This is a genomic window from [Flexibacter] sp. ATCC 35103 (genome assembly GCF_001975985.1).
Taxonomy (GTDB): domain Bacteria; phylum Bacteroidota; class Bacteroidia; order Flavobacteriales; family Flavobacteriaceae; genus Flavobacterium.
This window is the reverse complement of record NZ_MTQF01000024.1, coordinates 1-5,295: the sequence shown is the minus strand read 5'-3', so window position 1 is coordinate 5,295 and position 5,295 is coordinate 1. Positions and strand designations below refer to the sequence as shown.

Sequence of the window (5,295 nt, the reverse complement as noted above, 5' to 3'; positions counted from 1 at the left end):
AAACCCCTGTTTTGTTAGAAACAGGGTTTTAAAAAGAAAGGCGACGACATACTCTCCCACATAACTGCAGTACCATCTGCGCAGGCGGGCTTAACTACTCTGTTCGGGATGGGAAGAGGTGAGCCCCGCCGCAATAACCACCTTAAGGTTTTTAGTTGTTGGTTTTTGCTTGTTTGTTGATAGATTTCTCCAACAACTGGCAACTATGAACCATCAACTGCTCTTGCGTCGAGCAAATATCTTAACATACTGAGATAAAGAAAAGGACTTTTATTTACTATTTTAGAAAGTTTCTTCCCCCGATTTGCATCGGGGGAAAAGGGTGTACATAAGCTTACGGATTATTAGTACTACTCGACTATGACATTACTGCCTTTACATCTATAGCCTATCAACGTGGTCATCTTCCACGATCCTTAAAAGAAATCTCATCTTGTGGTGGGTTTCGCGCTTATATGCTTTCAGCGCTTATCCCTTCCAAACGTAGCTACTCTGCGGTGCCCCTGGCGGGACAACAGATACACTAGAGGTTTGTCCAATTCGGTCCTCTCGTACTAGAATCAGATCCACTCAAATTTCTAACGCCCACAGTAGATAGAGACCGAACTGTCTCACGACGTTCTGAACCCAGCTCGCGTGCCACTTTAATGGGCGAACAGCCCAACCCTTGGGACCTTCTCCAGCCCCAGGATGTGACGAGCCGACATCGAGGTGCCAAACCCCCCCGTCGATATGAGCTCTTGGGGGAGATCAGCCTGTTATCCCCGGCGTACCTTTTATCCTTTGAGCGATGGCCCTTCCATGCGGAACCACCGGATCACTATGCTCTACTTTCGTACCTGATCGACCTGTATGTCTCTCAGTCAAGCTCCCTTATGCCATTGCACTCTACGCACGGTTACCAAGCGTACTGAGGGAACCTTTAGAAGCCTCCGTTACTCTTTTGGAGGCGACCACCCCAGTCAAACTACCCACCAAGCAATGTCCCCCACAATATGGGGTTAGGCCTCAGATAAACAAAGGGTTGTATTTCAACAATGACTCCACAACGCCTGGCGACGCCACTTCACAGTCTCCAACCTATCCTACACATCATTTATCCAAGGTCAATACTAAGCTATAGTAAAGGTGCACAGGGTCTTTTCGTCCCACTGCGGGTAAACGGCATCTTCACCGTTACTACAATTTCACCGAGCTCATGGCTGAGACAGTGTCCAGATCGTTACACCATTCGTGCAGGTCGGAACTTACCCGACAAGGAATTTCGCTACCTTAGGACCGTTATAGTTACGGCCGCCGTTTACTGGGGCTTCAATTCAATGCTTCTCCGAAGATAACATCTCCTCTTAACCTTCCAGCACCGGGCAGGTGTCAGGCCCTATACTTCATCTTACGATTTTGCAGAGCCCTGTGTTTTTGATAAACAGTCGCCTGGACCTCTTCACTGCGGCCCTGATTGCTCAGGGCGACCTTTCTCCCGAAGTTACAGGTCTATTTTGCCTAATTCCTTAGCCATGAATCTCTCGAGCACCTTAGGATTCTCTCCTCAACTACCTGTGTCGGTTTACGGTACTGGTACTAATTACCTGAAGTTTAGAGGTTTTTCTTGGAAGCCCTTAGGCGCACTATCTCTTTGTCCGAAGACTCCGAGTACTATCGTATTTCCCCAAGACGCGTGGATTTGCCTGCGCATCTTATAGGTAGGTACTTCAACGAACTATTCCGTCAGTTCGCGGCGCTTTCATCACTCCGTCACCCCATCACAGTAATTAGTAGTACGGGAATATTAACCCGTTAGCCATCGACTGTCCCTTTCGGGTTCGCCTTAGGACCAGACTAACCCACAGCTGATTAGCATAGCTGTGGAAACCTTAGTTTTTCGGTGTGCGGGTTTCTCGCCCGCATTATCGTTACTTATGCCTACATTTTCTTTTCTAACCAGTCCAGCATACCTTACGATACACCTTCAACCCTGTTAGAATGCTCCCCTACCACTTACAGTTGCCTGTAAATCCATAGCTTCGGTAATATACTTATGCCCGATTATTATCCATGCTCGTCCGCTCGACTAGTGAGCTGTTACGCACTCTTTAAATGAATGGCTGCTTCCAAGCCAACATCCTAGCTGTCTGGGCAGACAAACCTCGTTCTTTCAACTTAGTATATATTTGGGGACCTTAGCTGATGGTCTGGGTTCTTTCCCTCTCGGACTTGGACCTTAGCACCCAAGCCCTCACTGTTATGAAACATTATATAGCATTCGGAGTTTGTCAGGAATTGGTAGGCGGTGAAGCCCCCGCATCCAATCAGTAGCTCTACCTCTATATAACTTTACGCATAACGCTGCACCTAAATGCATTTCGGGGAGTACGAGCTATTTCCGAGTTTGATTGGCCTTTCACCCCTACCCACAGGTCATCCGAAGACTTTTCAACGTCAACCGGTTCGGTCCTCCACTGTGTGTTACCACAGCTTCAACCTGCCCATGGGTAGATCACACGGTTTCGCGTCTAACACTACTGACTAAAGCGCCCTATTCAGACTCGCTTTCGCTACGGATCCGTGACTTAATCACTTAACCTTGCCAGCAACGTTAACTCGTAGGCTCATTATGCAAAAGGCACGCCGTCACCCCACGAAAGGGCTCCGACCGCTTGTAAGCGTATGGTTTCAGGATCTATTTCACTCCGTTATTCACGGTTCTTTTCACCTTTCCCTCACGGTACTGGTTCACTATCGGTCTCTCAGGAGTATTTAGCCTTAGCGGATGGTCCCGCCAAATTCAGACAGGGTTTCACGTGCCCCGCCCTACTCAGGATACCACTATCTATTATACTTGTTACCCATACGGGGCTATCACCCTCTATGGCGTCACTTTCCAGTAACTTCCGGTTCCTTGTACATAAAATATCGTGGTCCTACAACCCCAACATTGCCGTAACAACATTGGTTTGGGCTAATCCGCGTTCGCTCGCCACTACTTACGGAATCACTTTTGTTTTCTTCTCCTCCGCCTACTTAGATGTTTCAGTTCAGCGGGTTTGCCCACCTATCGGTGTACTATGTCTTCAACATAGTGGGTTGCCCCATTCAGGTATCTGCGGATCAATCGGTGTGTGCCCGTCCCCGCAGCTTTTCGCAGCTTATCACGCCTTTCATCGCCTCTGAGAGCCAAGGCATCCCCCATACGCCCTTATTTTGCTTATTGTACCAATCTTGTTACTTAAAACAAGACCGTTTTTTTTGTTTTTTGTTAGTTATAACAAAAAACGCTTTCTACTTTTTATTATTTTCTTATCTCAATATGTCAATGAACTTTGTTTCGTTTAATCGTCAAACCGTAAATTCGGTTAACCGCTTAAACAAATCAACGATTAAACGTTGAATTGTGGAGAATAACGGAGTCGAACCGTTGACCTCCTGCGTGCAAGGCAGGCGCTCTAGCCAGCTGAGCTAATCCCCCATTTTTTAGTTGTCAGTTAACAGTTCTCAGTTAACAGTACTTAAAACGGTTACTCAACCTCTAAAATTTCCTTTTTCTAAGCGCACAGTCTTCTTAAATTTAGCTGCTCCTTATAATTTACAATACATAATTTATAATTAGCAATTTAAAAAGTAGTCCCGGGCAGACTCGAACTGCCGACCCCTACATTATCAGTGTAGTACTCTAACCAGCTGAGCTACGAGACTCTGTTTTACTTAAAATTTATTATTTGAACTAACAGCAAGAGTAAAATAAGTCTTAAAATTAAAACCTCTAAAGCTTCTTCTTTTTTCCTCAGCGTGTTGATAAATCAACTAACACTCGAGGCTCTAGAAAGGAGGTGTTCCAGCCGCACCTTCCGGTACGGCTACCTTGTTACGACTTAGCCCTAGTTACCAGTTTTACCCTAGGCAGCTCCTTGCGGTCACCGACTTCAGGCACCCCCAGCTTCCATGGCTTGACGGGCGGTGTGTACAAGGCCCGGGAACGTATTCACCGGATCATGGCTGATATCCGATTACTAGCGATTCCAGCTTCACGGAGTCGAGTTGCAGACTCCGATCCGAACTGTGACCGGTTTTATAGATTCGCTCCTGGTCGCCCAGTGGCTGCTCTCTGTACCGGCCATTGTAGCACGTGTGTAGCCCAAGGCGTAAGGGCCGTGATGATTTGACGTCATCCCCACCTTCCTCACAGTTTGCACTGGCAGTCTTGTTAGAGTTCCCGACATGACTCGCTGGCAACTAACAACAGGGGTTGCGCTCGTTATAGGACTTAACCTGACACCTCACGGCACGAGCTGACGACAACCATGCAGCACCTTGTAAATTGTCTTGCGAAAGTTCTGTTTCCAAAACGGTCAATCTACATTTAAGCCTTGGTAAGGTTCCTCGCGTATCATCGAATTAAACCACATGCTCCACCGCTTGTGCGGGCCCCCGTCAATTCCTTTGAGTTTCATTCTTGCGAACGTACTCCCCAGGTGGGATACTTATCACTTTCGCTTAGCCACTGAAATTGCTTCCAACAGCTAGTATCCATCGTTTACGGCGTGGACTACCAGGGTATCTAATCCTGTTCGCTACCCACGCTTTCGTCCATCAGCGTCAATCCATTAGTAGTAACCTGCCTTCGCAATTGGTATTCCATGTAATCTCTAAGCATTTCACCGCTACACTACATATTCTAGTTACTTCCTAATAATTCAAGTTTAACAGTATCAATGGCCGTTCCACCGTTGAGCGATGGGCTTTCACCACTGACTTATTAAACCGCCTACGGACCCTTTAAACCCAATGATTCCGGATAACGCTTGGATCCTCCGTATTACCGCGGCTGCTGGCACGGAGTTAGCCGATCCTTATTCTTACGATACCGTCAAGCTCCTACACGTAGGAGTGTTTCTTCTCGTATAAAAGCAGTTTACAATCCATAGGACCGTCATCCTGCACGCGGCATGGCTGGATCAGGCTTGCGCCCATTGTCCAATATTCCTCACTGCTGCCTCCCGTAGGAGTCTGGTCCGTGTCTCAGTACCAGTGTGGGGGATCTCCCTCTCAGGACCCCTACCCATCGTAGCCTTGGTAAGCCGTTACCTTACCAACTAGCTAATGGGACGCATGCTCATCTTTTACCGTTGTGACTTTAATTTCTGGATGCTGCCATCCTTCAATGCTATGAGGTATTAATCCAAATTTCTCTGGGCTATCCCTCTGTCAAAGGTAGATTGCATACGCGTTACTCACCCGTTCCCCGTTCTCAATTTACGCAGCACTCTACTCCTCGACTTGCTAGTCTTACGCCTCGCGCTA

General features: G+C 47.4%; 2 tRNA genes and 3 rRNA genes. All 5 read right to left on the bottom strand.

Going from position 1 to position 5,295, the window contains the following annotated elements:
- Positions 1 to 35: 35 nt before the first annotated feature.
- A 5S ribosomal RNA gene (rrf, locus tag BXU01_RS23395) occupies positions 36 to 145 on the bottom strand.
- A gap of 179 nt (positions 146 to 324) precedes the next feature.
- A 23S ribosomal RNA gene (locus BXU01_RS23390) occupies positions 325 to 3,208 on the bottom strand.
- Positions 3,209 to 3,389: 181 nt separating this feature from the next.
- Positions 3,390 to 3,463, bottom strand: a tRNA-Ala gene (locus tag BXU01_RS23385).
- A gap of 153 nt (positions 3,464 to 3,616) precedes the next feature.
- Positions 3,617 to 3,690 (bottom strand) — tRNA-Ile (locus BXU01_RS23380).
- A gap of 127 nt (positions 3,691 to 3,817) precedes the next feature.
- Positions 3,818 to 5,295, bottom strand: a 16S ribosomal RNA gene (locus tag BXU01_RS23375); the annotation flags it as partial.